Genomic DNA, 24,846 nt, shown 5'->3' on the forward strand with positions numbered 1-24,846 from the left:
GAAGCTCTTTTTTTCATTTCCATATATTACAAGGACTATGTTTGTTAGAATTGGGTAATTGAATTTATTTTTGGAGGAAAATTTAATATGAAGGCTTTTCTTACTGTTATATTAGCAATTGGCTGTGCTGCCCTTTTGATTGTAGGACAGATTCACTGGAAGGTAAAAACCCAAGTTTCTGTAGCGGCTAGCGAACCGAATAAAAAAGTAGAAACAGTTAGTAATCAATCTGTACAAACTAATGTAAAGACCGATAAAAATACCAGCAAAAATATCAATACCTATTTAGCTTATTCTCAAAACTGGCCCAAGCAGGCACAGAAAACTTTTAAACAAAGCCTATTAGAACATAAGAGTTATAAGGTTTTAATTGTTGGTTCAAATGCCATTAATTCCAGCAACGAAACCTGGTCATCCCTGGTTAAACAAAAAATGGAGGAATCCTATGGCAAAGGGAATCTTCAAGTGTTAATACGAACCTTTGACATCACCTCCTCTCAATTTATTAACCAAAAAAAATACCTTAAATTAATAGATGAAGATGCCGATTTGGTTTTATTTGAACCTTTTACTTTAAATGATAATGGGGAAGTAGATACGGAAAGCTCTTTAGGGAATCTTTCCACCTTTATGGACGCTTATAAAGAAGAGAATCCTAATGTAGTATTTATTTTACAGCCACCGCATCCTCTTTATCAGGCCAGGTTCTATCCAAAACAAGTGGATTCTTTAAAAGATTATGCCCACCAAAACAATATCGCCTATCTAGATCACTGGACTGCATGGCCCGATCCTGATTCTGAAGAGATAAAAAACTATTTGTTGGAAGACAATAGCGGACCGAATGAAAAAGGAAATAAGATTTGGGGGGACTTCGTTCTTCATTATTTACTAAAAGAATAGATCTTAGTTTTAAGCCTTTCCAGACGGAGAGGCTTTTTTATTTGGAAATTTTATACCTTTGTAGGATAAATTTAGTTTATAATTAGTAGATTGCCAATTTAAAAGGAGGAGAACACCATTGAAATTAAGAGGTTTTATCTTTTTTATCGTCTTCACTCTTATTGCTTCCCAGCTTCCTTTTAAGGCTGAAGCAGCCGGACCAATTGTTAATCCTAACAAAGTTTACACTTATGTCCAGATGGTATCGGATATCCAAAAGTTGCAAAAGGCTTACCCCGATCTTATTAAAGTTAAAGTTATCGGAAAGTCTGAATATGGGCGTTCCCTTTATGCTGTTGAACTAGGAAAAGGAAATACAAATTTATTTATTAACGGTTCGCATCATGCACGGGAATGGATGACAACTAGTCTTAATATGTACATGATTGAAAATTATGCTTCTGCATATCAAAGGAATGCGAAAATCAGATGCCAGATCAATTCTTCAATTATCGACCATTTGGTTTGTTCCTATGGTGAATCCTGACGGCGTAACCCTCCAGCAGCAAGGTGTGAATGCTTTTCCCAAAGGCGTCCAGGCTTCCCTCATCAAAATGAATGGAGGAAGCAAAAACTTCAATAGCTGGAAAGCCAACGGTAAAGGGATTGACTTAAATAGGCAATACAATGTTTTATGGAAAAATATCAAAAATTCACCTAAAGGGCCTAGCTCCAAAAACTTTAAGGGCTACGCACCGGAAACTGCTGCTGAGACAAAAGCAATAGTAAAGTTTGTAAATGAAATTAATCCTGAAATGGCGATATCCTACCATAGCAGCGGGCATATCCTCTATTGGAACTTCTTGCAGGACAGCACTCGCTATAAACGTGATCTTACATACGCAAATACTATTAAAAAATTGACCGGCTATAAATTGGTCGACCCTGGAAAGAACCCATCAGGGGGAGGTTTTACTGACTGGTTTATTTATACTAAAAAGAAACCAGCTTTCACACCCGAAATCGGTAAATATGTAACAGAAAGCAGCCTGCCTCTGTCAGAATTTAAGGGAGCATGGCACGAAAACCAGGCAGTGGGTCTTTATGCGGCTCAGGAAAGCATCAAGCTTTTGGAAGCTCGAATGACAAAGCCTGTACAGGATCTTTCTAAAAAGCTAAGTGGTCTTGTGTTATCAGCCAATCAACTGAAAGTTTACTATATTGATAATGTTAAAACTGGAGCCTCACTTGCTGTCAACCAAAAATTTATCGATCTATATAATCAAGTGGAGCGAAATTATCGAGCGTTGAGCCCGCTCGTTGGCAAAATGCCGACACGCTACCAGGCAGGAATGCTTAGCCAGTTAAAGAGTGTACAGATTAATCTAACGAATTCCCGAAACTTTATTGATGCAGTAAAGCAGGGTGATCAGCAGCTTGCTATGGCTGCAAGCCTAAAGAATAGCCTGAAGGCCGGGACAATGAATAGCTCAACTGTAAATCAATACAACCAGCTTGTTTCGTCAACAGGTAAAGTCTATACGGCTATTAAAAAGCTGAACGGTGCTTCCGTTCAGAAAATAGCTTCTGGTAAATATACATTTCCTGCCCTTATTACTATTAATAACAACAAACTTGAGATTGAAAGATATAAGCTTACTCTGCTAATCGAAGAAAGCATTAAGCAGAAGAAAATCGACCTAGCTAAACAACAGCTTTTACAGCTTGATCAGCTTGAGAAAAACTCTGCTGAGGAGAATGGCAACCTACTTTATCCCGGACTATATCCGTCATACCCAGTACTAGAAAAATACTTACTAGATTATAAACAGCAGCTGATTAATCAACTTGCACAATAACCATTAAGGAAACCTCCATCTAGAATGGAGGTTTTTTTATTACAAGACTTAATAAATCGTTTCAGTAGATATTAAAGAGAATCGAATATGCGACAAAGCGGCTTCAAGAGAGCTTTTGACTAATATACTATTTAAAACAACACTACTGTAGATCATTTGCTGTGCATGTTCAGGACGGATTCCGGTAAGAATCGGAGTTACGCCAATTAACCTCAGCATATTAACAATATTCAACAGAGAGCTGCTCACCATTTCATTTATACGGAGTATCCCTGACAAATCTATGATAAGGTACCTCAACGAAAGGCTCGTGCTATTTTTTAAGGTTGAGTGGATTATTACCTCTGCCCTCTTTTCCGTAAATATCACCAATAATAGGATACAGCCACTCCCTCCTTGGTTTCAACAAAACTATTGGGGCAGACAACTCCTCCACCTAAAGTAACTACAAAAAATAATGAACTCAATCTATTAAAAACGAAAGTAGCGACACCTGAAAAATCCAGTTTTTCTTATCTTGGCAAAATTTTTAGCTATAACTTAGTCAATTATCAAGGAAAGAGTTATATGCCTATTGATAATTTAAGTAATCTTCTCGGGATTGGTTTGGCTTATGTAAAAAAGGACAATACTTGGTATTTAGGTGAAAACAGCAGTGGTGTTTATATGCCTGATGTATTGAGTCCTTATGCTGGGTCGGTGGGGAGTAATATTGATGACGGTTTTGATGTAGCGGGACCTAATTATAAAAAGGGATATCGTTTATACGGCGAAGATAATTCCTTTAACTTAAATGGTAAGTATACTACTATAAAAGGGTTGGTAGGCTTTATAAGAAACGAAAATTGGGTTAATTATTCAGCGTCAATTTCCTTTTATGGCGATGGGAAATTACTGAAGTCTATTAGTTTAAATTGGGACGATCTTCCTAAAGAATTAAATATATCCGTTAAGGGTGTAAAGAAATTTGAAATTAAAACAGATGGCGACCGTACAGATGAGATAGCTATTGTTAATCCGCGAATTTATTAATAGAAAAAAGAAGTAGTTGGTAAGCTTCTTTTTTCTTCAACATACAGATGCTATAGTTGAATAAGCCTTAAGCCCCTCCCATTTAGGAAGGGCTTTATTTGTTATTTTACCCTTAATTTCTGACCCAAATAAATCAAATTTACGTTGGCGAGTTTGTTTAATTACTTCTTCATTTTGACGGTTGTTCCATATTTAACTGGAATTCCGCTGACAACACCACTTTTTTCACCACTTTTTGTAGAGAAGGGCAGACTTTGTGTAGAGTAAAATAATTTTCGTGTAGAAAAAAGCTTTTCCTGTGTAGAAAAATACAGATTTTGTGAGATAGTGATTATCATACTGTCTGAGATTCCTTTTGTATACGATGGAAATAGAATCTGCATAATTTTCATCAGTAGCATTTCCTGTTGCTTACAGCGCCTTCACTGCATCCTCATGCGTCGTTGCTTTTAACACGCCTGCTCTGTCTCGCCTTGGACCCTCCCGGAATTGAAGATGGTCTTCCAGAGCTTTAGCATAGGTGGTTTGCTTTGAATTGGTCATAAATTTTCATTTGAATTTACAATTAAGCCCCGATTTCAAGAAATAAAAATCGCTTTGTATATACGAAGATATTCTTAGGCAGAAAAAAGCCAGGGAAGCCCCCAGCCTTTTAATTATTATTTTCATCCAATTCATAGAAATACCTGTTACCAAGCTGGTCTTCAAAGATTAACTTATAGAATAAATTGTCATAGACAGGTTTTTTGTATTCAATCTCTCGTGTACCGCTTTCTAAATTATACACTTGATTATCTACTTTCTCTCCGTTTTTTCCTTTATAAACTTCAAGAGTTACCTTAACAGCCTGACTGAGTTCCATTGATAGTTTCATTTCCTGATTGAGCCCTGAACCATCTGTAACAAAATCGCTATTAAAAGCTTTCAGCCAATCGGGATCATCTATGGATAATTTACCTTCGACTGTTGTTTCATTTCCTATGGAGTTTTTAGCCATTATTTTATAGTAGTAGGATGTTCCATCTGCATAAGTCCATTCTCCATTATCAGTATACCCATCCCATTGAAAGCTGTTTGCACCTGCCTGCTTTGATACATTGGTTACAAGTGTTCTAATTTTTTGACGGTCGCTGTTATATACCTCAATGGTAATATGCGCAGGCTCTGAAAGACGGTAGTGCACATCACAAATTGAATCCCCGTAGTCAAAAAGTCCGGCTATTTTCGGAACTTCAATTTCTGGCCTTTTTAAAGCTACTGTTAAATTGCCTTGAAAGAAGCCGACCTGATTATACTTATCAGTTGCTTTAATCTGATATTTATAGACGCCATCAGGCAATAGTCCAGAAGAAAGATCGAGGATGAATGAATTGCTGCCTTTTCCTTTTGCTGCTTCCTGCTGAACCGTTTTAACCATTTGTCCATCCTTATATATACATATTAATACTTTAGCTGGCTTTGAAAGGCTGTATGAATAAGACGCAGGCTCAACGTTCCGGTAATCTATACTAGATTGGGCCCCAATAACTGGCTTTTCCCAATCCTGCAGCTTGAACCAGGAGCTCTTAATTGCTGTTTTATTTCCTGCCTGGTCTCGTACGTCTAATAAATATTGATAGCTGCCTTCTGCTGCAGGCTGATTTTTTCCGTCCGTTCCATTCCAGCCGATTGTAAATAAACCAGCCTTATGAAATTGGTTCGCTGACAATGTTTTTATTTTCGTACCCTTACCTGTCAAAACATAGCTATTTACATAGACGTTTTCATTAGCTGTAATCTTTAGGGTATTTTGACTGATTCCGGTTGCTTGGAATAAAGGTGCCATTAAAGTATTACTAGCTTTAGGATTAACTGTATCTACTTTTATGGTTATCTGTCTATTGGCAGTTTTTCTTTTATATACATCTGTCGAAGATAGGACCATCCGATAATTACCATCTACCATACGTTGACCCTTGCTGTTTTTTCCATCCCAATAAACGGTTCTTTTTCCACCCTCCAAATAATATTTGGAAAGAACTTTTCGAACTACATTATTATTTCTATTATAAATCCAGGCTGTTACCGTTTGATTCTTATTTAATAAAATAGGAATTGCTGCTCTGCTGCTGACTTTTGGGGAGTAATCAAATGCCGAACCCATCTGGATTGCCGGATTTACATTATCTATCACCTGAATTGATGCTGATTTGTAGATCGTCTGTAAACTGTTTGATGCTTTCGCCAACACCTTGTACGTTCCCGCAGGAGCATATGAGCCGTTATCCAGCCTGCCGTTCCATGCTGATGAGGTCTTGGATCCGGTGGATTTCTGATTTGATAAAATCGTTTTTAGCGTTTTCCCCTTTGAATTCTGGATATAAAATGAAAGTGAATTTCCATATCCTGCCCTAAGGGAAAAAGAAGCTGTATTAGTACCGTTCATGTTTAACTTATCGGTAGACATAGAGAGATTTGATATAGGGCCCATTGTCATTTGAAGAGCCTTTGAAACATCAATTCTGCCGTAACCGTAATACTGGTCCCAACCTTTTGCACCAAGATCCACCGAAGACTTTTTAAGGACTTCTACCACCTGAGCTGGTGTCAGTGCCGGGTTTTTCGATAATACCAGCGCAGCAGCCCCCGATACAATAGGTGCGGCCATGGATGTTCCGCTCATCCACTGATAGGAACTTCCTGAAATCGTTGAGTAAATCGATTGTCCTGGAGCTGACAGGTCAATATACTTCCCATAATTGGAGAAGGAAGTTACTTTATCATTTGAATCAGTAGCACTAACACCGGTTACTGTTTTAAATGCAGCTGGATAAGTATCCTCGCTGGTACTTTCATTGCCAGCTGCAGCAATGACGAGAACACCTTTACTCGCTGCATATTGCACTGCAAAATCCAGTGCATAGCTGTAATCCTGGCTGCCCAAGCTCAGATTAATAATATTTGCATGATGATCTACTGCATAATAAATTCCTTGTACAATATCATACACATTTGCGTATTCTCCGCGAAAAACATTCACGGGCATTATTTTTACATTAGGAGCTATTCCTGCGATACCCATTTTATTAATGGAAGCTGCAATAATCCCCGCAACATGGGTCCCATGCTCTGCAGGCGAAAAGGTAGTCCTGCCAGTCAGGATATCCATCGGGCTGACAATCTTACCCATGAGATCAGGATGATTAACCTGGACACCTCTATCGACCACCGCTACAATTACATTGGAATTTCCTTTTGTATCATTCCAAGCCGTGGGCATACCAATTTTATTTAAATACCATTGGTTCTTAAAACCCGGATCAGCAGGCGTAAACGTACTCTCCAGCTTTGTGTTTGGCTCAACATATTGGACTTCTTTCTGGGTGATAAGAATATCTGCTAATCTTTTTAAATTGATACCTTTTGGTACCTTTATAAGTGAAACATCTCCAGTTTTTTCAAAAGAGATTTCATTTCCTTTAACCAGATTCAAGATAGTATCTTTTTTCTCTTGAGATGTTCCCTTTTTAAATTTAAGAATCAATTGTTTACTTTTAAAATCCTTATCTTCTTTAAACAACTCCGAGGTGTTATTTTTAGGGACAAGCGGAACAACCTTAAGTCCCTTTGCAGAAACATTGGAAACAAGCGACACGGTGCAAAAAATGGCAATTAGAAATGAAATGATATGTTTCACTGCTTCTCTTCCTCTCGGATTTGTTTAATTATTTGGATTCCATTGCTTGCTGGAAATAAACGATACGTCCTGCTAGATTAATGGAATACCAAGTTCCGTTCTTTTGTATATAGTTGATCTTTTGCCCTTTTAATAGAATTGCTGAAGGCTGTGCTGCTGAGTTCATTTGCCAGTAGCCTTTTGTATCATTTGAAAGTTCAACCAGATTTGCTGCAGGAGCAGTGCTTGTTGGATTGGTGATTTTTGTTTCATAAACTGGTAATACATTTGTTTTAGGGATGTATGCTGTAATATTTCCATACTGAACTTCCTGGTAGCTTCCGGAATCTTTTATTCTAATAAATATTTTCCCTTTAGAAAGTACAGCGATTTTCATCCCTGATGTTTTGCTGATAACCGGTGTATTGTCCTTGTTGATCTGAACATACTTAATTGTGGGTGTAAATTGCAGGTCAGCCTTTGTTTTTTCTATATAGGCGTATCTGTCACCAAAATTCACTTTGTAAAAGTTATTTTGTGTGGAGTCAAATCCAACTGCCTTGCTGAAAGAAACAGTGGCAATTTTCCTTCCTTTTCCTGTTGGATCATTATATAAAGCGGCATTTGGCTGTACAATGATTTGCCCTTTTACTGATGATTTCCCATTAAAAAAGTATCCGGAGAATGGGCGATAATAGGTTACAACACCCTTTTTTGAGATAAGAGCTTTATTTCCGCCAAAATCAATTTCATACCAGTCACCTTTATCGGCGCTGATTTTAAAGTTTTCTCCTTTTATTACTGTTCCGATTTTAACGGCTTTTCCTGCTGCATATTGGATCAAATCCTGATCCGTTTTAGCAGCTATATATTGAGCTGTACTTTTTTGCTTATGGTATTTGTAAACAATAGATGCGAGGTCTGCGATAGTCTTTTGTGATTTGGCATACGATAGTCTGTTAGTCATGATTGCTAGTATGTATGGATTTCTGTCATAAACAATCCCTACATCATGAGAAATACCAGACTCAGGAATCATGCCTACCTTATGTGCAACCTCCGCACCTCTTGTGCCGGTTGGAATAGTAGTGTTATAGATAGTGTGTTTTAAATAATTGATAAGTTCCTTGCCAAGTGGGCTTCTTTGAGAAAAATTATATAGATCGTTCCAGTAGGCAACCATATCGCTCGCGGACGTGGTGTTGACTCCGTTTGTATAGGTATACTTACCGCCAAGCTTTCTCATGTAGTTAATGAAGTTTTGCTTGCCAACTCTTTCCCGCAGCATGACAAAGCCGATATTATCGCTATAAGTAACCGTTATTCGGACCAATTCCCGAATGGTATATTGGGTTCCAACCTTCGCTTTTTGGATGATGCCACTGCCGCCGTTATAATGGTAGTGCTTGTAGGTTAATTTTTCATTAAGATTAAGTTTACCCTGGCTAGCAAGCTCCATGACCTGTAAAACCAGAGGAAGCTTGATGGTACTTGCTGCTCTTACCGTACCTGCTGTGTTGTTTAGCCTGTATTCGTCACCTGATGATAAATCCCGATATTGAAGACGGATATCCCCGCCTGATTTTTTGATATAACTGTTAAGGTCTCTTGAAAGATTATGTGAAAATTGCTGATATGCCGTTTGAGTTGTAGCCGCTTCGGCTTTTTCTGGAAGCTGATAAAACGATAGAATCATACTAATTGACATTAAAACGACTAAAAGTTTCTTCATCATGCTGCTGTTTCCCCTTATTCAATTAAAATTGTTATTTTTCATAGAGTTCAATTGGCAGCCCATCAGGGTCAGCGAAAAAAGTACACTTCTTTTGCGTGTATGGATCAATTCTGATTGGCTCTGGCTCAATTCCCTCTGATATTAAAAATTTAATATTTTCTTCAATTTCATCTGTCTCAAAAGCCAGATGACGGAGACCCGCTGCTTCAGGATAGCTGACTCTTTCCGGAGGTGATTTAAAAGAAAACAGTTCTATTATGTATTCGCCATTTAAAGCGAGATCCAGTTTATAGGAGTTTCGTTCCTCCCTGTACACCTCTCTAATGGGTGTAAGTCCCAAAATACGGGTATAAAATTCCTTTGAATATTCGTAGTTTGAACAAATTATAGCGATATGGTGAATTTTCGAAAATCTCAATGCTGTACCCCCTTTAAAACCTTTTCTAAATACTGTTTTATCTCCCATAGATTAACATAATTCTAACTATTATTCTCTCATAATTTATAGGTCTTAGGTCGCTTTTTCTCCTATTCATTAAATTTTTCATTCGAGGAAAATCGGCAGATTAATGTCCAAATTTGTGATTTTCTGTATAAACTTCCCTGATAGTATGATAGAATATTTTCAGATAATTAAAGAGAAAACGGAGTGATGGGGAAAAATGAAGAAAAAAGTCATGACGACTTTCGCGACCGCAGCAATCCTTTCTGCCGTTTATGCCGGAAGTGCCTCGGCAAGTACGTATTCTGTTGAAAAAGGCGATTACCTAGGAAAGATTGCAAAAAAATATAACACTACTGTCCAGGAATTAAAAAAGTTGAATCACCTTTCATCAGACCTGATTTATGTAAACCAAAAACTTAATTTACCCTCCATAACCACATCCAATTATACTGCTGCAAACTATAAAACTTTAACTGTTGCATCTCAGCCGGCTTCTGTTACGTATCATGCAGTAAAAGGTGACTTCCTAATTAAAATTGCCAATAAACATGGCGTTACGCTCGCAGAGCTAAAACTTTGGAATAACCTAAAATCAGATAAGGTAGCAATCGGGCAGCCTTTTAAAATTATTACTAAAACTGCTATTACTACAAAAGGACCAGCACCAACAACGAAGGTTCCTGCTGCGCCTGCGAAAGCACCAGCTAAGCCTCCTGCTGCATCAACAGCGAAGGCACCGGTCACAACAACTAAAGTTCCAACAGTTCCTGCTAATGCTTCAAAAACACCGGTTACGCCTTCAACTGGAAAAACTGCCGCTCAATACATAGTTAAAGCTGGGGATACTCTCAGCAAGATAAGTACTCTCGTTGGGATGACTGTTGACGAAATTAAAAAAGCAAACAACCTTAGCACGGATCGTATTTACATAGGGCAAAAATTAAATGTCGCAAAGACACCGGCAAGCCCTGCAACCACAGAAGGCGAAGCTGTAGGTACTGCACCAGCAGGACAAGCACCGAAACCGACACCGACGCCTGCTTCAACAACTGATTTAACTGCATCCGTAGTAATGACTGCCAAACAAGTATTAGGGATACCTTATGTATGGGGTGGAAGTTCACTTGGAGGATTTGATTGCAGCGGTTTTATCTACTATGTGTTCAATAAGGCCGGGAAATCTATTTCCCGTACTTCAGCAGATGGCTATTTCAATCGTTCCTATTATGTAGATACACCAAAACCGGGGGACCTTGTATTTTTTGAAAATACATATAAAAAAGGAATCTCGCACATGGGAATCTACCTTGGAGGCACTCAATTCATCCATGCAAGTGACAATGGGGTAGCTATCACAGACTTAAATAACTCCTATTACAAGAACCATTTCGATAGTTTTAAAAGATTCTATTAATCTGCAACTAAAAGATGTCCTATATTTAGGACATCTTTTCTTTTGACAATTAAAAAGCACCATCCAAAATTACGGCTGGTGCCTTGACTACTTATATCAATACTAATTCCTTCTCAACTTCTTCAGCTTGATTACTCTGTTTTATCATCTCAATAAATGGTTCGACAAACTGGGGATCGAATTGCTTGCCTGAGCAAGCCCGCAGTTCTTCGATTGCTTCACCGAAGGTTTTAGTCCTTTGGTATGGCCGCTCTGTTGTCATGGCATCGAAGGAATCAATAACACAAAGAATCCTCGCCAGTTTAGGAATTGTTTTTCCTTTTAAACCATAGGGATAACCATTTCCATCAAAACGCTCGTGGTGGAGTTCAACCAAAGGAATCAGTTCCTCAAGCTTCTTGTTGGTTGAGATAATCTCTTTTCCCCACGTAACATGCTTTTTCATCATTTCCCACTCATGAGGGTCAAGCTTACCTTTTTTATTAATAATATCCCTCGGAATTTCAAGCTTCCCTATATCATGAATGATGGCTCCAAGAATCAATGTTTTTCTTTCGTGACCGCTTAATGTAAGCCTTTTAGAAAAGTCAACTGCGTACTGATAAACCCTCTTGCTATGACGATATGTGTACACATCTTTTGAAAGAAAAATTTTAAGCTGCTGCTCTAGTTCTTCGAGATCTTTTTCAAGAGAAAGAGATTTTTGCACAGTGTATTCAGAGTACTCATTGTAAATATGAACAAGGTTTTTACCCTGATCCTTGGCTGCATACATAGCCTGATCCGCATGATTCAAAAGCTCTGATATGCTGTAGGTTTCCTTTCTACATTCCGCCACTCCTGCCGAAAAGGATAAACAGCCATATGGAAGTCCTTCTACCCCTTTAAAATAGGTGTCATTTACTTTTTTGCGAAATTCATTCATAAAGGTAAAGGCATCTTGTCGATGCGTATTTGGCAATACAATAGAAAACTCTTCCCCGCCATATCGTGCTACAATATATCCTTTTGCTTTTGTTTCAGCTTTAAGGAGAGTGCCGAATTCCTTTAGAAGCTGATCGCCTTCAATATGGCCGTAAAGGTCGTTGTATTTTTTAAAATCGTCAATGTCCAGCATGATAACAGTTAATGGAAGATCGCTCTCTTTGGCGAAGTTCATCTCTTCTGTAAGGAGCTCCTTAAAATATCCATGGTTATTTAAGTCAGTAAGAAAATCCTTGTTAGCTTTTTCCGATATTTCTTTAAATAACTTAAAATGCTGATTAAACGCCAGAGATAAAAGAAAAGAAATTATAATAAATAGAAACAGACCAAATAGTTTATGACTCCCAATTAGGATACCTAGAACTAAAGACAATAACAGGGTACTGCTATAGGAAGTAGCACTCTCCTTAATCATGCCCCATAAAACATCTTTTGGGCTATCAACCCCAGCTAAGAGGAAGTACGTCCCTATTAATAGAACATTTGCAAAAAAATAAAAGATAAATGAAACAGTATAAGGCAAAAGGCTGTTTACATTTATGGTACCAAGTTCTCCACCCATTAATATAAACAAGTAATAGGCGCCAACAGTTAATAAAGTATAGAGAGCAAAATTAAAAGTATGCTTCCACCAGACTATATTCCGCTGTGTGAATAAGTAGATTGCAGCATAAATAAATAACACATCCAGAGTTAATCCCAGCTTGTATAAAAAAAGACTTGCCAGAATAATAGAGGAATCCATTGAAAGGGAATTTCCTTTTGGAGGAATTGGAATCAGATAATAATTCAGCAAGAGGATTGAGCCGGTTAGAGAGAAGATCATAACCCACTCAAATAGAGTATGATGAGCAAGATTATTAAAAAATAAAAAAGCAGTTATACCTAAAATCGATACTCCTAGTAAATACCTTTTAGAGGAGGTTTTTAAGAATTCCATTTTCATCACTCACTATAAGAATTTAAGGAGAAGTCTCTTAACTTCTCCTTAAGATTGATTATATTAATTTGTAACCTGAAGTCAAAGCAATAATTATAGAACCGATAATGATAGCATTGTAAAGGACTGAAGTTAATTTGATACCATTCTTTTGCTCGTTTTTCATTTTGCTTCACCTCCTTTAAGGGAAAGGGATTTTCTTTTGCTATCGTTCTCATTCCGCTTGCCAACCATAAGGTTTTGGATGAATAAAAAAATGCCAATATTCATCACAACATCACCAATACTGATAATCTGAGTTCGCGGATAAGGTTTGGATAACGGGATAATGTCTCCCAGAAATTTAAGATTTGTTGATTGGGTCATAAGTTCATGTTTTGCGTAATGTCCGTTTTTGAGAAATTGCATATATTCAGGGCTCAAAACCGTTGCCGCTTCACCGGAAACTGGCATCCTTCCCCCGTTTAATATCATTACTAAAAAATTCAGGAAAACCCCTATAAAAATGACTTTGAATCCCTCATTTTTTCTGTTAAGGAACAAAAATGTCAATCCACTTATATAAACTAGCATATAAATTGAGGCACTAGCCTGACCAAGCAACTTGCTGTTATTTTGAAAAATAAACACTAATAATTCTATTGTCAGCAGCAATGGGAACATCCACCCCCATTTAAGCTTTAGGGTGGCAAGAGGGCCTAAGCTCCCTTTTCTAAAAAAGCCTACTATTAAAGAAAAAATTATTCCGTCAAAAACCATATACCAACCACCAAACTATTAGGCATTTTTTCTTTTTGAGGTAAAATTATGTAATTACTCTCACATTAATTATTTCGACCTTTTTTTTTAAAACTTAATAGGGTTTTAGTGAAAAATAAAAATAAATTTAAAAAATTATTTCCTATTATCAAAAAGCTTTCTTCGAGACAGGTCTCCCACCTTTATATATAAGTGTCCTTCCGAACATTTAAAAAATTTAATAGAGAAAATTGTTAATGGTGTTCGAATTTCTTTCATATATATCAATGGCATTGAAAATTCCTCCTTAAATGAATGTTTCTATAGACATCATAGTATTATATCGAACAAAAATAAATAAAATGTTCTCGATACAGAACACCAAAACTCGGCTTTATATGACAAATTAAACTTCACAGAGGTAGATATTTTTCATGTTAAAGGTAAAAAGAGTTAAAAATATGTTGAAAAAAGTCAAAAAAATTTGATATCTTATGGAATATGGATATGAAACATTTTCCATTTTCGTGCGTCTTATAGGTGATTTGAAAAAAGGGGAAAAAAAAATGAAATTAAACGCATTTTTAATATCGCTGGCCATGCTTTTCGGTTTATTGGTCCAGCCATATAATAGCGAGGCTGCTGTCCAAAAAAGCCAATTGTTAGTAATTAATAAAAAGATTAACCAGATTGCGTTTTTTGAAAATGGAAGACTGATTAAAACCTATCCTGTTGCAACCGGCAAAACTCCAAGACTAACACCTGAAGGTTCCTTTTTTATAAGGGAAAAGATTGTAAATCGTCCTTATTATAAACTTAAAATTAAAGGCGGAGATCCGAGGAATCCACTTGGGGATCGATGGATGGGGTTAAGTGCCAAGGAGCACGGCTCATATCCCTATGGTATACATGGAACGAATAATGAAAGTTCAATTGGCAAAAACATCTCCGGCGGCTGTATCCGGATGCATAATAAAGATGTCCGGGAGCTTTTTAGCAGAGTTCAAAAAGGTACTAAGGTTGTTATTACAACTTCCAGAAGTTCTTTCGCAGTAATTGCTTCGCCTTATATTAAAAATACAGTTGCACGTAAATAAAGTAATCTGAACTATAATAGAAAATTATTATAATGTAAAAAAGACTCACTCTCCGCATTGGAGAATGAGTCTTTTTTAATTAACATTATTTGTTTGTCGGACCGTAAATCTTTCCAACAATCACAGTTACTTTCTCACTCTTATTACCTGCACCATCATATGAATAAAGAGTTACATATGTGTTTTGCTTAATGAATTCGCTAAGTTTAGCAGTAAAGGTACCCTTTTCATCTGTTATTACATTCATGTTTAATTTCTTACCGTCTGTAATAACAACATGGGAACCCACTTCTGCTTTACCAGTTATTACCCATTCTTTGTGAGTAATTGGGGCAACATCCGGTACCTGCGGAGGAGTTACATCCTTTACAGTTACGGTTGTTGCTTCACTAGTATTGCCAGCCTTGTCAGTAGCAGTAAGTGATAGTACTGTACCAGCTTTTTGTGGATTAATGCTTATTGCAAAGGTTCCAGTCTCTGAAGCTGCGCCAGTAGCAATAACTGAACCATTGACTGTAATGTCCACTTTAGCTCCTGCCTCAGCAATACCGTTAACTTGACTGGATTGGTCTGTTACTTCCTCAACTTTTGGTGCTTCTGGTGCTTGTGTATCAATTTGGATTCTTCCCTCAATTTGAGCAGAAATTGGTGCCGTCTGCTTTTTAATATAAGATACTAAAGCATCGAGGTCCGTCATCTGGGTTACTCTTTCTGTACCCTGTTTAAGGATTGTAAAGCCATCTCCGCCATCAGCCATAAAGTTATTGACTGTTACAGAATAAGTTGCTTTTGGATCAATTTTTTTGTCATCAGGCAGATAAATATCAAGAACCTTTTGACCAAGCGGCAGTTTATCTGTCCATGTATACTTTAAACCGGAAATTTGCATGATGCGGTTACGATCTGCAGCAAACTGCTGGTTAAGGAGTGTTCTAACCTGCTCGCCTGTAATTTTCATGGTTACGATATCATTGCCAAATGGCTGAATTGCAAATAGGTCTCCCCATTTAATATCGCCGGCTGCTTTAATTTCATCACGTACTCCGCCAACATTCATGAATGCAAACTGGGTTCCAGTAGCATCGCGCATACTGTCTGCTATTAGGTTACCCATTGGAGATTCCCCTGCTGCATTTGTAGTCCTTGTAATTGGGCCTGCCGCCTGGCCTACTACAGCATCAGTAATTTGAGCAATATCGGCTTTATAAGAATCAAGTTCTGCTTTAATTTTTGCATCAGGAGTAATGCTGTCCTGGAACGTTGAAATAACTTCAGCCTTTTTCTCAACAATATCCTGAGTAATAGGATCAATGGTTAAATCAACATCAGAGAATGCTGTTCCGTAAGAATAAGATTGAACTAGCAATTTTCCGTTAACTGTTGAGTTAAGGTATTTATGGTCATGTGCACCGTAAATCACATCGACCTGAGGATCAATATTTTTCGCCATTTCAACAACCTTGCCAGTAGGGTTTGAACCGTCAAAGGCCGAAGTTCCAGGGTCATGTGCCAGAACGACAATTGCTTTAATACCATGGCCTTCTAATTCTTTTGCATACTTGTTAATGGCTTCGGTTTCATCTGTGAACTGTACTCCAGCTACACCGCTTGGAGTAACGATGCTCGGTGTTTCAGTTGTAACAACTCCGATAAAGCCAATTTTTACACCATCTACTTCTTTAATTGCGTATGGATCTAATAAGAGTTTTCCAGTGCTTTCTTCCACTACGTTAGCAGCAACTACTGGAAAGTCCGCACCTGTATATTCGCCATATTTCTCATTGTATTTGTCTGTTTTAGGGCTGCTTCCGCCGTTAATCATTCGTTTTAATTCTGTTACTCCTTCATCAAACTCATGGTTACCGATCGTTCCAACATCCATGCCAAGCTCATTCATAAAGCGAACGGTTGGCTCGTCCTGAAGCAATGCGGATACCGGACGGCTGGCACCGATTAAGTCTCCAGCTTCAACCATTAGAGTATTTGGATTAGTAGCTTCTCTTTGTTTCAGGTAAGATGCCAGATACTCGATACCCCCAACTGTTCTGTTGGAAACTTTTGTAGAGTAATCCAATTGGCCATGTAAGTCGTTGATACCCAATAATTGAACATGGACTCTTTGATCCAATTGGTACTGCTCAAATCCTGAATTATCAGGTGCAAGACCTACATCCTTAATATTTTGTGTTTGGGTTGCAAATGGTTTTGCATCTGGTGATGAATTAAAGATCAGGTTAGCATTTCCGCCCACAGGGGCAAAGCTCCAGTTTTTATCAGCAGTTGGATTTACTGTTCCTTGATCCTGGATGTAGTTAATTAATACCTGACGGCTTTCATCTGGTGAATTCACCACTACATCTGCAACGCCGCCTTTAAGGCCTGGGAAGTTTCCTCCGCCGCCTGCACGGTAGTTATTAGTTGCAACGATAAACTCGTCATCATCTTTAACTGGCTTGCCATCTGGCATAGTTAGATTGACAATACGGTGTGAATCTGGGGATACCAGAACACCATTTTTGTCATATCTTGCTGGTTTCGTAATATCAACTTTGTATTTGACCCCGTCAATTACGTCGAAGTTGTAGGATGGGAATGAATCATCTACAATATTTTGTGGTTCAGTCTTCGTACGGTCAACCTTGTTGAATTGGCCAGCAGACATTTCCAGCCATTCTCTTACAGTTGCACCTGTCACTTTTACAGCCTTAAGGGTATTAGGGTACAAATATAAGTCATTGGCGCTCTTGATTGAGAGGTCGCCTGCCGGAATATTTGTATAGTAGCTAGGACCGCTTCTGCCGCCTGCTTTAAAAGGAGCACCCGCTGAAAGGACAGGAATGTCTTTGAGCTCAGGGTTTTTATCTGCAATCCACTTTTTCACATAATCAGTTTGTGCATTATTAACAATCTGGATGGTTGGATCGTCCTGCACCTGTGCAAAAAAGCTGTATAAAGGAGCAGAAGTTATTCCGATCTTGCCTCGTACATAAGACAAGGTGCCTTCGTGTTCTTCTTTTACTGCATCCACAATTGCCTGGTCCGGACCTGAAACGGTTGGAACCTTTGTGGATACACCATTTACAGATTGTGTAGTGTAAATAGGTCTGTTAGCAGCCTTTGAGCTCGTTACTGTCCACTTTTCACCATCATAGTTTAGATCTAGGTCCATAACCCCAAGGTTATTTCCCCAGAAACCTGCTTCAACAGCTGGAACATTGTTGATATGACCGTTGACATTATCAATTCCCGTTTTTCCATTAAAAGAGGAATCACCAGGGAAGTTTACGTGAGAGTGTCCGAATAAAAGTGCATCAATTCCCGGTACTTTACTTAAGGAATAGACAGCATTTTCCGCTTCTGCCTGGCCGTCACTTGCAATATCACAGCCAGAGTGGGCGATGGCAACAATAATGTCGGCACCTTTTGCTCTCATTTTCGGGATAAATTTGTTTGCTGTATCAACCATATCTTTTGCCACAACTTTACCAGCCAGGTTATCGTGGTCCCATTGCATAATTTGCGGAGGAGCAAAACCGATATAACCCACTTGGATTGTTTGTTCATTACCGTTCTGGTCTTTTACTGTCTTAGGTATAATCTTGTAAGGGGTAAACTCATTAACATCGTTGTCCGGATCAGTGTCGCCGTCATCCTTGTAGATATTAGCGTTAACAAACTGGTAAGGTGATTCTTGAATAGCATTCTTGAGAAAATCGAGGCCATAGTTAAATTCATGGTTGCCGACAATTCCGCCATCATAGTTTAAGAGGCTCATTGCTTTAAAAACAGGGTGTACTTCAGTTGGTCCCAACTTTTTTACTTTAGCGACATAGTCTGCCATGGGATTTCCCTGAAGCAAGTCTCCTGCATCAAATAAGAGGGAGTTTTGTTCGTAGGTTGCGCTGTTTGCGTCATTTGAATCCATTTTTTCTGCTCTAGCCTGCTTTATCAGCTGGGCAGTACGGTCCAGTCCAAACTCAACTGTTGGAGCATCTTTATAGTAATCATAGTCCATAATGTTATCGTGCAAATCTGTCGTTTCCATAATCCGAAGTTTCACCGGACCTGGAGCAGCGGCTGAAGCCTTAACACTCTTATATGGAACCATTGGTGAGGCAATCGTACTAAACAGCAGAGCTGTTGCAGTGATCTTGCTAAACTTACCGAAATTCTTTTTTTTCATTCGGTTTAACACCCATCCTTCCAATATACAATTCTATTATTTGGGCTCCTAAAGACTACTCTATAAGCCCCTGGAGAATCACCTCTACCATTATATAGGGGTCGATTGTTGTTAATAAAGGTAATTTTCCGATATTTCGAAATTCGCATCTTTGGCACTATTTTATTAATCTTCTAACTAGTCCAATTCTCCTCCTTTTTAAAAAACTCATACTAATTTTACGATAATCTCCTTACTAATTCTGTCGAAGAACGTTAACAGAATGTAAAAATACCGTAAAGTTATCTACTAATTAATTCATTTTTCTACATAAAGAAAACACCATCCGTGTTAGATGGTGTTTTGTCCTTATAACTTTCTAAAGTAAGTTTCAAGTCCTTTGCGAATTCCTTGCGCTGTACTTTGTCTAAAAGAATCTTTTCCAAGTAATGCCTCTTCGGCCCGATTCGTAATAAACGCAGTTTCTACTAAAATGTTTGGAAGCTCGTTCATTCTATTTACATAGAAATCTTGTGGTTTAGTTCCCCTATCATAAGTGTGGACTGTACCAACAAGGTTCTTTTGGACATCACTTGCTAGAGAAATACTCTTTGGCCCATTGAAATTCAATGTTGAATTATAGTAGGTTGTTGTTCCATATGCTTTCGGTAAAAAGGAATCTGCATGAATACAAACAAAAGCGTCATAATTAGACTTGTTGGCGATGGCTGTTCTTTCGGAAAGTTCCAGGAATACATCAGTGCTCCTCGTTAAAGTAACGATGGCTCCGTACTTTTCAAGTTCTTTTTTAAGAGCTAACGAAATGCCTAATGTAACATCCTTTTCCTTTAGTTTTAAATAATTGCCGATTGCCCCTGAGTCCTTACCGCCATGCCCTGCATCAACAATAATCTTCTTACCCAAAAGTCCCATTGGAATGACTTTTAAGGAAACCTTATTGCTGTAGTTCCGAAGTGTAAAAGTGTACCCAGGGTCAAATGTAATTACCACAGATTTTTCTGTTGAGCTAACTTGAACGGTTTTAATTTCTTTTATACCCTTTACCTTTACTGAAGGCATTTGAACATATGTAAATCCTTGTTTCATAGTCAGCTGGTTTCCATTTGTGGAATACTTAAAGCTGAAATTGCCTGGTTTAGTCCAGTCTAAGTAAGTATCCTTTTCTAAGGTGCTTATCTTTGGATTTGTTAATCTTCTTAAAAGCACAGTTGAAGTTTGAGATTTTTGAACCCACCCCCGGATACCTGTTTTGGTTTGGACATTCACCCAGCCACTTGATTCACCGATAACTGTCAATTTTTCATTTTCAGCAAGTGGGGAACTCAAACGAGTTTGTGTCGTTTTATCCTTATAAATTATTGTCTGACTAGCAGCATATGTATATTTTAATTGACTTGGTGCTGGTGTAGGTTTCACTGTATGTAGAGCAGCTTTTATTGTTACATATTTAGACAAAGCCCACCCGGATTTACCCGAAAACTTAATGTTATACCAGACTTCCCCCTTAGAGTTTTTGGAGCTAGATATAATTTCTACTGTTTGCCCTTTTCGCAGACTTGCAAGACCTGAGTAATTTGTTCCAGGTCCTTTACGGATATTTAATGACGTTGCATTTATGGTCCCTGATTGACTTGGAGACTGGACAACTGGTTTTGGAGCTGGAACAGCCGGTTTTGGAACTGGAACAGCTGGTTTTGGAGCCTGAATCGCTGGCTTTGGTGCTGGTTTTGGTACCGGTTTCGGAGCAGGTTTTACAGCTGGACTTACAGTAATTTTGGAAACATATTTGGATAATGCCCAGCCGGTTTTTCCAGAAAACTTAATGTTGTACCAAATCTCACCCTTACTATTCTTTGTACTTGATGCAATTACTACTTTTTGTCCTTTTCGCAGGTATGTAAGAACTGAGTTAGATGTGCTAGGACCTTTACGGATATTTAATGATGTCGCATTTATGATACCCGATTGACTTGCGGTTTGTAGGACCGGCTTTGGAGCATGGACTACTGGTTTTGAAGCAGGTTTCACAGAAGTACTAGTAAATGGCTTTGAAACATAACTTGATATAATCCAGCCTGATTTACCTGAAAACCGTATGCTATACCATGTTTCTCCTTTACTATTTCTTTTGCTTCCTGTAATTTCTACCTTTTGTCCTTTTGATAGTTTTGTAATTACAGAGTAATTAGTGCCCGCCCCTTTTCGGATGTTTACATTGTAGGCATTTACCGTAGCTGTTTGTGAGGCAGCATGAACCGATACTGATTCTGGTACCAAGTTTGTATCACTGAGGACAGGAAACAGAGTAGCTGTAACCAACATAGATGAGACAATTAACCTTTTCACATTTTCCCTCCATCGACAAAATATTTCAACCATGTTACATTCTATCAAAATATGTAAAATTTTACTATACGAAAAAAGTTGTTATTGGATTATTTCGGATACTTCCAGGTTGATTGTTGAAGGTGAAGTAGCATTTAACCATTTTTGTATTCATATAAAACTATAAGGAGTTTTTAATAAATTTTTATTAGTCATTTTGCGGAGGTGCTTATGAGAAAAGTACGCAAGGCAATTATCCCTGCAGCGGGGCTAGGTACGAGATTTTTGCCAGCCACCAAGGCAATGCCAAAAGAGATGCTTCCGATCATTGACAAACCCACGATCCAATATATCGTTGAAGAAGCCGTCCAATCAGGAATTGAAGACATTATTATTGTGACAGGCAAAGGTAAAAGGGCCATTGAGGACCATTTTGATAATGCTTTTGAGCTGGAGGATAATCTAATTCAAAAAGGGAAGTATGATCTGCTTGAAAAAGTAAAGGAGCCTTCGAAAGTTGATATTCATTTTATCCGACAAAAAGAGCCAAGAGGACTTGGTCATGCAGTCTGGTGTGCAAGGAAATTTATAGGAGATGAACCTTTTGCAGTCCTCCTGGGTGATGATGTGATTCAAAGTAAAATTCCTTGTATCAAGCAATTAATAATGGAATTTGAACAAACACAATCATCCATTCTAGGGGTCCAGACTGTACCGGCAAATGAAACTCACCGTTATGGAATAATTGACCCGCTTAGCTTTACAGGAAGGCTTTACCGAGTAAACACACTGGTAGAAAAACCTGCAAAAGGAACGGCCCCATCCAATCTTGCTATTATGGGCAGGTATATTCTTACTCCAGAAATCTTTTCCTTTTTAGAAAAACAGGAGCTCGGAGTTGGCGGGGAAATCCAGTTAACCGATGCAATCAAGAAACTAAACAAAGATCAGTCAGTATATGCGTATGACTTTGATGGGAAACGCTATGATGTCGGCGAAAAAATGGGTTTCATCAAAACAACCATCGAATTTGCCTTGCAGCATGACGAACTTCGGGATGAAATTCTTACATTTATGGAAAAATTATTAGTCAATGAAAAATAAAAGGATAGAAGGGCAAAGCCCTTCTATCCTTTTCTATTAACCTATCATTATATTTTTCAAATCATATTTTATATTCTCAATCATTTCCAGTACGGTTATTTCCTGCTCAGTAACGCCTTTTTCATAGGCCTTTTTTATTAGTGCGGAGAAATCTGCCTGAACGGCCTTCTCTCCAGATGATTTCGGGTTCACTTTCACGTCTCCTTTCCTGATGTTACTTACTCTATTCTAGTTAGTAAAAGAGAAGAAGTAAATAAATATATTAATGATTATTTTGAAGATTTAGTGACTAACTAGCTTATCAATATGATAGTAATAGTTTATAAGTTACCCACGTGAATTTTTTTGAAACCATATATTTATTTTATGTTTTTTAGAAATTATGGTGTTGGGTTTACAGGCCAATTTAATAAACCTGCAGTTATTCAATCTGCAGGTAAAATGTTTTATTTATTTTCAATTTCACTCAGAATTATTTCACAAAGACGGTGTGATTCAAGGGCATCCTGTGCCAAGATTTTAGGCTTTGAATTGTTTCTGACTGCAAAGATAAAGTCAGCCACCATTTGTTCAAATCCGCGCTTTGATAAAGTGGTTTCCCAATCTCCAAAACGGGTTTCGTTTTCCTCGTGCCCTTTTGACGTTACCACATGAGACAGGTTATAAGCGCTTCTCTTTTCATACGGACTCATTACCTCGGCCATTTCCGTGTTCGTCCCACCTTCCCTGTTCATAATTCCAATTGCAGTACCTTTCTTGGAAATAAACTGGACAACTATATGAGATAGAAGGTTTTCCCGCTTAGTTAAACTTACTTTTAGTTCTTCGACAGGATAGGGAAATAAATACCTCATCGTATCAATTACATGAATGAAGTCGTCAAAAATAACCGTTCTTATTTCCTTTGGATTTGAAACACGATTTTTCTGTATGATAACCATATTAGGCTCTGAAATTTCTTTTAACTTATTATATGCCGGAGTGTACCTCCTATTAAAGCCTGCCATTAAGATTAAATTACGCTCTTCCGCTAATTCCACAAGTCTATTAGTGCCCTTAAAGTCATTCGTAATTGGCTTATCCACAAAAACATGAATATTATTTTTTAAGAGTTTTTCAATTATTTCTACATGTGTTTCAGTGGATGAGTGTACAAACACCCCTTGAACTTCAGCCGCTATTAATGAATCGAGATTGATATGGAGGTTCGTAAAACGATATTGCTTCCCGATTGATACCAGTTTTTCCTGGTTAGGCGTATAAAGATGAAATTCCACATCCCTCATTTGACCGTATACAGGCAGGTATGCCTTTTGAGCAATATTACCCAAGCCAACAATTCCTATTTTCAACATCTTTTCAGCTCCTTTACGCCATCATTTAAAAGTTGGAAACTTCCTTAGTTTCTGTTTCCACCTTTTTATTCGTTTTAATCCGCTCTATAACTGTAAGAACAAGATAAACACCTAAGAGAAACCCTGCAAATATAAAGTCTGCTTGATCGAAATAATACCATGATATGGATGTAAAAATATCATAAAGAGCATGTACAATTACGAGCAGCCAGAGGTTTTTGGTCCAAAGGAGCAATAAACCAAGCAGAAGTCCCATATCTGTAAAAGTCACGATCGAACCAATTGTGACTGGCCAGCTTTGTTCTGAATCAAGGGAGTGCCCTGCTCCAAACAATAATGAACTAATGAATAAGGCTATCATCAAAAATATATCTCTTGAACCCGTTTTCCATTTTTTCGAAAAAGCCTTTTTAAATATTAATAGAAAGATAATGATATATGATAGTCTGTAAACCTCTTCTAGCCCTGCTAGTATATTTGAGTAAAAGTCATATCCTGCTGTGTCAAACCACTGGAAAACAGGCGACACTTCTTCACCGCTGGATAAGTTCTCACTCCCATCGAAAGTAGACGTAGCTATTTCCTTACTATTATCTACATAGGCGCTATAATTATCATTAAAATCCTGGAATACTGTAGAAGTGAATATATTAATTAACAAGCTGCCGATATAAAAGATCACATAAACCTTAGAGAATTGGAGAATATGCTGTTTTTTCGTCAAACGAAGAAGCTTGCCGCCATGAAGTCTAGGAGAAAGCTTCCATCCGATAAAAAAGGAAGCCACCATGATTCCCTCGTAGAGTGAACTAAACATAAAACTGAATCGACTTAAATAAAGCACCGCTTCTGAGCCAATAGTAACCACAAGCATGGCAAAGATAAGCTTTTTTGAAACTGGCTGTGTTAAATTGTTTATAATCAAGCGATACCCTCCGATCTCAGGTGAACTTAAGTATTCCTATATGTTCAAAAAAAATAATGCTGCAATTCCAATTCCATTAACCGCCAGAAAAAAAAGCAGACATGCTAACACCCATTTCCCTTTTCTTGTCATTCTCTTTCCCCTTTTTCATTTTCTCTATTATAATGGATAAA

19 protein-coding genes are annotated in these 24,846 nt (G+C 37.9%); 7 read left to right on the forward strand and 12 right to left on the reverse strand.

What is annotated here, in order from left to right; all coding sequences use genetic code 11:
• Positions 1 to 87: 87 nt before the first annotated feature.
• From AC3WR0_RS06830 to AC3WR0_RS06840, 3 genes are all read left to right on the forward strand, one after another.
• On the forward strand, positions 88 to 903 hold the full coding sequence (locus AC3WR0_RS06830) for an SGNH/GDSL hydrolase family protein (RefSeq protein WP_492551597.1): 816 nt from the start codon (positions 88 to 90) through the stop codon (positions 901 to 903).
• Positions 904 to 1,021: 118 nt separating this feature from the next.
• Positions 1,022 to 1,429, forward strand: coding sequence for a M14 family zinc carboxypeptidase (locus tag AC3WR0_RS06835; RefSeq protein WP_492551598.1), 408 nt, complete (start codon positions 1,022 to 1,024; stop codon positions 1,427 to 1,429).
• Positions 1,359 to 2,741 carry a M14 family zinc carboxypeptidase gene (locus AC3WR0_RS06840; RefSeq protein ID WP_492551599.1) on the forward strand — a complete coding sequence of 461 codons (1,383 nt, stop codon included), beginning with the start codon at positions 1,359 to 1,361 and terminating at the stop codon, positions 2,739 to 2,741. Before AC3WR0_RS06835 ends, AC3WR0_RS06840 begins: the two co-directional genes overlap by 71 nt.
• Before the next feature lie 48 nt (positions 2,742 to 2,789).
• Here AC3WR0_RS06840 and AC3WR0_RS06845 read toward each other — a convergent pair whose 3' ends face one another.
• Entirely contained in the window at positions 2,790 to 3,110 is a 321-nt protein-coding gene (locus AC3WR0_RS06845) for an STAS domain-containing protein (RefSeq protein WP_492551707.1), read from the reverse strand.
• 27 nt (positions 3,111 to 3,137) lie between these two features.
• On the opposite strand from AC3WR0_RS06845, the gene AC3WR0_RS06850 reads away from it, so the two are divergent.
• On the forward strand, positions 3,138 to 3,773 hold the full coding sequence (locus tag AC3WR0_RS06850) for an NPCBM/NEW2 domain-containing protein (protein WP_492551600.1): 636 nt from the start codon (positions 3,138 to 3,140) through the stop codon (positions 3,771 to 3,773).
• Between the two features lie 161 nt (positions 3,774 to 3,934).
• On the opposite strand, the gene AC3WR0_RS06855 is transcribed toward AC3WR0_RS06850, so the two are convergent.
• From AC3WR0_RS06855 to gloA2, 4 genes are all read right to left on the reverse strand, one after another.
• Complete coding sequence (locus AC3WR0_RS06855; protein ID WP_492551601.1) at positions 3,935 to 4,165, reverse strand: hypothetical protein; 231 nt, start codon at positions 4,163 to 4,165, stop codon at positions 3,935 to 3,937.
• Positions 4,166 to 4,425: 260 nt separating this feature from the next.
• Complete coding sequence (locus tag AC3WR0_RS06860; protein WP_492551602.1) at positions 4,426 to 7,449, reverse strand: S8 family serine peptidase; 3,024 nt, start codon at positions 7,447 to 7,449, stop codon at positions 4,426 to 4,428.
• Positions 7,450 to 7,477: 28 nt separating this feature from the next.
• Entirely contained in the window at positions 7,478 to 9,163 is a 1,686-nt protein-coding gene (locus AC3WR0_RS06865) for a serine hydrolase (RefSeq protein ID WP_492551603.1), read from the reverse strand.
• A gap of 31 nt (positions 9,164 to 9,194) precedes the next feature.
• Positions 9,195 to 9,581, reverse strand: coding sequence for an SMU1112c/YaeR family gloxylase I-like metalloprotein (gene gloA2, locus AC3WR0_RS06870; RefSeq protein ID WP_492551604.1), 387 nt, complete (start codon positions 9,579 to 9,581; stop codon positions 9,195 to 9,197).
• A gap of 244 nt (positions 9,582 to 9,825) precedes the next feature.
• Between gloA2 and AC3WR0_RS06875 the strand changes: the two genes are divergently transcribed.
• Positions 9,826 to 11,022 carry a C40 family peptidase gene (locus AC3WR0_RS06875; protein WP_492551605.1) on the forward strand — a complete coding sequence of 399 codons (1,197 nt, stop codon included), beginning with the start codon at positions 9,826 to 9,828 and terminating at the stop codon, positions 11,020 to 11,022.
• Positions 11,023 to 11,113: 91 nt separating this feature from the next.
• On the opposite strand, the gene AC3WR0_RS06880 is transcribed toward AC3WR0_RS06875, so the two are convergent.
• Entirely contained in the window at positions 11,114 to 12,946 is a 1,833-nt protein-coding gene (locus AC3WR0_RS06880) for a bifunctional diguanylate cyclase/phosphohydrolase (RefSeq protein ID WP_492551606.1), read from the reverse strand.
• Between the two features lie 162 nt (positions 12,947 to 13,108).
• Positions 13,109 to 13,705: a DUF5317 domain-containing protein gene (locus AC3WR0_RS06885; RefSeq protein ID WP_492551607.1), complete on the reverse strand. Its 597-nt coding sequence runs from the start codon at positions 13,703 to 13,705 to the stop codon at positions 13,109 to 13,111.
• Between the two features lie 545 nt (positions 13,706 to 14,250).
• Here AC3WR0_RS06885 and AC3WR0_RS06890 point away from each other — a divergent pair.
• Entirely contained in the window at positions 14,251 to 14,781 is a 531-nt protein-coding gene (locus tag AC3WR0_RS06890) for a L,D-transpeptidase (protein ID WP_492551608.1), read from the forward strand.
• A gap of 85 nt (positions 14,782 to 14,866) precedes the next feature.
• Here the strand turns inward: AC3WR0_RS06890 and AC3WR0_RS06895 are convergent, their stop codons facing one another.
• The gene (locus AC3WR0_RS06895) at positions 14,867 to 18,964 is read right to left on the reverse strand and encodes a bifunctional 2',3'-cyclic-nucleotide 2'-phosphodiesterase/3'-nucleotidase (protein ID WP_492551609.1); all 4,098 of its coding nucleotides are present in this window, start codon (positions 18,962 to 18,964) and stop codon (positions 14,867 to 14,869) included.
• Between the two features lie 348 nt (positions 18,965 to 19,312).
• The gene (locus AC3WR0_RS06900; protein ID WP_492551610.1) at positions 19,313 to 21,310 is read right to left on the reverse strand and encodes an N-acetylmuramoyl-L-alanine amidase family protein; all 1,998 of its coding nucleotides are present in this window, start codon (positions 21,308 to 21,310) and stop codon (positions 19,313 to 19,315) included.
• A gap of 210 nt (positions 21,311 to 21,520) precedes the next feature.
• Here AC3WR0_RS06900 and galU point away from each other — a divergent pair, with 210 nt between their 5' ends.
• Positions 21,521 to 22,393 (forward strand): UTP--glucose-1-phosphate uridylyltransferase GalU, encoded by an 873-nt coding sequence (gene galU / locus AC3WR0_RS06905; RefSeq protein ID WP_492551611.1) that lies wholly within the window; start codon positions 21,521 to 21,523, stop codon positions 22,391 to 22,393.
• Positions 22,394 to 22,429: 36 nt separating this feature from the next.
• Here galU and AC3WR0_RS06910 read toward each other — a convergent pair whose 3' ends face one another.
• The 3 genes from AC3WR0_RS06910 to AC3WR0_RS06920 form a co-directional block, all read right to left on the reverse strand.
• A complete protein-coding gene (locus AC3WR0_RS06910) occupies positions 22,430 to 22,585 on the reverse strand; it encodes a YwzD family small protein (protein ID WP_492551612.1) in 156 nt (51 codons plus the stop codon).
• Positions 22,586 to 22,839: 254 nt separating this feature from the next.
• Positions 22,840 to 23,748: a Gfo/Idh/MocA family protein gene (locus tag AC3WR0_RS06915; protein ID WP_492551613.1), complete on the reverse strand. Its 909-nt coding sequence runs from the start codon at positions 23,746 to 23,748 to the stop codon at positions 22,840 to 22,842.
• 25 nt (positions 23,749 to 23,773) lie between these two features.
• A complete protein-coding gene (locus AC3WR0_RS06920; protein ID WP_492551614.1) occupies positions 23,774 to 24,673 on the reverse strand; it encodes a CPBP family glutamic-type intramembrane protease in 900 nt (299 codons plus the stop codon).
• Positions 24,674 to 24,846 lie beyond the last annotated feature (173 nt).

The sequence above is a fragment of the Neobacillus sp. FW104-15D2 genome (genome assembly GCF_058790155.1).